This is a genomic window from Cobetia sp. (assembly GCF_983723665.1).
In genome coordinates this window covers 1-2,762 of record NZ_CFDJES010000240.1, presented here as the reverse complement: position 1 = coordinate 2,762, position 2,762 = coordinate 1, and the positions used below count along the sequence as shown (strand labels likewise).

2 protein-coding genes are annotated in these 2,762 nt (G+C 62.6%); both read right to left on the bottom strand.

Annotated features, from left to right (window positions below):
• A partial coding sequence (locus AC4FAH_RS14355) for an alpha/beta hydrolase-fold protein (RefSeq protein ID WP_490246289.1) occupies positions 1 to 370 on the bottom strand: 370 nt, incomplete at its 3' end.
• A gap of 104 nt (positions 371 to 474) precedes the next feature.
• Positions 475 to 2,646 carry a TonB-dependent siderophore receptor gene (locus AC4FAH_RS14350; protein WP_490246288.1) on the bottom strand — a complete coding sequence of 724 codons (2,172 nt, stop codon included), beginning with the start codon at positions 2,644 to 2,646 and terminating at the stop codon, positions 475 to 477.
• Positions 2,647 to 2,762: the final 116 nt, after the last annotated feature.

The following is a 2,762-nucleotide window of genomic DNA, read 5'->3' as shown; positions in this document are numbered from 1 at the left end:
GCGCCCCGCCACCCGTGCCTTCAGGTGCGGTGCCGCTGGTGAGCGGTGGCGTGAAGTCCTGGTAGCGCAGTGTCGTGATGGTGGCGCGCGTCGCCTCTGTCTGCTCGTCAGCGCCCGCATAGCCGACCGCGACGATGGCGAGATTCGCCGGTGCCTTGTCAAAGCCACGGCGGCCCAGCACATCCCGCGCCGCCGTGAACAGATCAAGGTGGCGATTGCCATCCAGTACCAGCAGCACGGGATAGCCCCCTTGCGGCGGCGCGACCCTGGGCAATGCCACCTGGATCAGATAATCGTGCCCCGTGAGGCGCGAATGCTGGGTGAAGGAGGTCGTGGTGCCTGCCAGCGCCTCATCAGCGGCGTGAGTCATGGCAAGGGCCGGCAAGCTGACAGCAGCGGATGTCAGCATGATGAGTCCCCATGCCTGTAGCCGGGCGAATAGCCTCAAGCGCGCACGCAATCCGAGAGTCACCATCAGAACTCATACTTCATGGTGGCGACGGCGCTGGCCGGGCGTCCCACGAAGTTGAAGACACTAGCAGAACCGGCGCGCACGTAATATTCGCGGTCGAACAGGTTGTAGACGTTCAGCTGGCCGCTGAGTCGTGGCGTGAACTGGTAACCGAGCATGGCATCGAATACCGCATAGCCCGGTGCATGGATGGTGCCCTGGGTGCTGTCGAAGTCACTCAGCGCCGTCATGCCGGCACCGACGGATACGCCGTCCAGCAGGTTGCCTTCGAAGCGATACTGGGTCCACAGATTGACCATGTTGTTGGGCATCAGCATCAACAGGGCATCGGAGCTGCCGGCTTCCAGCACCTCGGAGTCCATGTAGGTGTAGCCGAAGATGACATCCCACTGCGGCGTGATGTTGCCGGCAAGCTCCAGCTCCGCACCGGTGATGCGCATCTTGCCGGAATCCACCGAGTAATCGACGCTGCTGTCGGTGGAGGATGCCGCGCGGTGGCTGTCGGTCAGCTGGAAGCCACTGATGCGCGCATTGAGGGCGCCATCCAGATAGCTGCCCTTGATGCCGATCTCGTATTGCTCGCCTTCCCGCGGGTCGATCAGGTCCCCGTCCTCGCCTTCACTGGTCTGAGGCTCGAAGACCTTGGAGTAGCTGGCATAGACGGAGTGATCGGCGTCCAGGTCGTACACGAGTCCGCCGTAGGGCGTGACAGCCGTGTCCTGCATGTCGCTGCTGCCGCCATTGATCCTGTCTTCGGAGTCCGCCGAGAAATGGCTGACCCGCGCGCCCAGTATCACGGCCAGCGGCGCCACGGGACGCAGCGTCACCTTGCCGTACAGGCCCTGTTCTTCGAGGGTGGTCTCGGTGCGCGACAGGCTGTAGCCGCTGACGTCGTCACGCGCGTTGCCGAGAATGTCGACATAGGCCAGGTTGTTCAGCTCGCTGATGCTGGCGCTGGAGCCGGTCAGATTGCTGGTGCGCGCTGCGGTGGTGTCCGCTTCTGAGGTCTTGTAGTCGACCCCGACCACGAATTCGTTCTGGTTGCCGAAGGCATCGAAGCCCTGGGTGTAGCTGGCATCCACGCTCACCGAGGTCTCATCGGTGAAACCGGCATAGCCCGCGACACTGCTCATGTCGCCGCTGTCACTGAGCGCGGAGCCACTGTAGGCGTACTCGTAATCGGCATTGCGATCACTGTAACGCGCCGCCAGACGTCCATAACCGCGCGAACTGAAGTGGTGCGTCAGCTCGGCGATGACATCGGTGGAGTCGCTCTCGAAGCTGTTCCAGTCCGCGCCATAGAAGGCCGAACTTCGACCGTAGGTGAAGTCGCCATCGCTGCCCACCGGCTGACCCTGATTGACGGTGATGTCCTTGGTGTTGTGGATCACGCCCAGTGACAGCTCGGTGTTCTCGTCGAGATCGATATCCAGCGCGCCATAGAAATCATTCAGCGTGTTGTCGTTGTCATCGACCCACTGCGCCTGCTCCGTGGAGCGGGTCACCAGGCGCCCGCGGATACGGCCCTGCTCATCGATGGGCCCGGAGATATCGACGCTGACGCTTCTGTCATCCAGCGTACCGACGCTGCCGCTGATGGAGCCCTGGAAGGTATCGGTCGGGCGCTTGCGCACCAGATTGATGACGCCGCCCAGCTCACTGGTGCTGTTGAAGAGCCCCGACGGCCCGCGCATGACCTCGACCCGATCGATGGCGGTCAGCGAAGGCACCGAGCCCGTCAGGCTCGACATCGGCGCGGACAGGCCATCGATGCTGTAGGCATCGTACTCATAGCCACGCGCGAAGATGGACGAGCGGCCACTGTCGTTGTTCAGCACCCGGACGCCCGGCGTACGCGCCGCCAGCTGATCCAGGGTGATGAAGTTCTGGTCCTCGATGGCGTCATGGGTCACGACGCTGACGGACTGCGGGATGTCGCGCAGCGAGGCCGGCACCTTGGAGCCCACCGTGGCGGCATCGACACTATAGCCACCACTTTCTTCACTGGAGGCCATGTCATACAGACGCAGACCAGTGACCCGCTGCGTATCCAGCACCAGCGTCGAGTCGTCCGCCTGCGCCGGCATACTGACCAGCACCACGCCCGCCCCGAGCATCAAACGACGCGCCCCTGCCCCACACAGTCCGCGTCCTTTAGTGTGCTTCTTGTTCATCGTGTCCCCTTGCCTTGTTCCGTTATCTACTGTCACTAATGATAATTATTTGCACTTGATGCATTGACGGGGCATTTTGGCACTCCACGACGACAAAAACCTTTGCGGAACCCTCC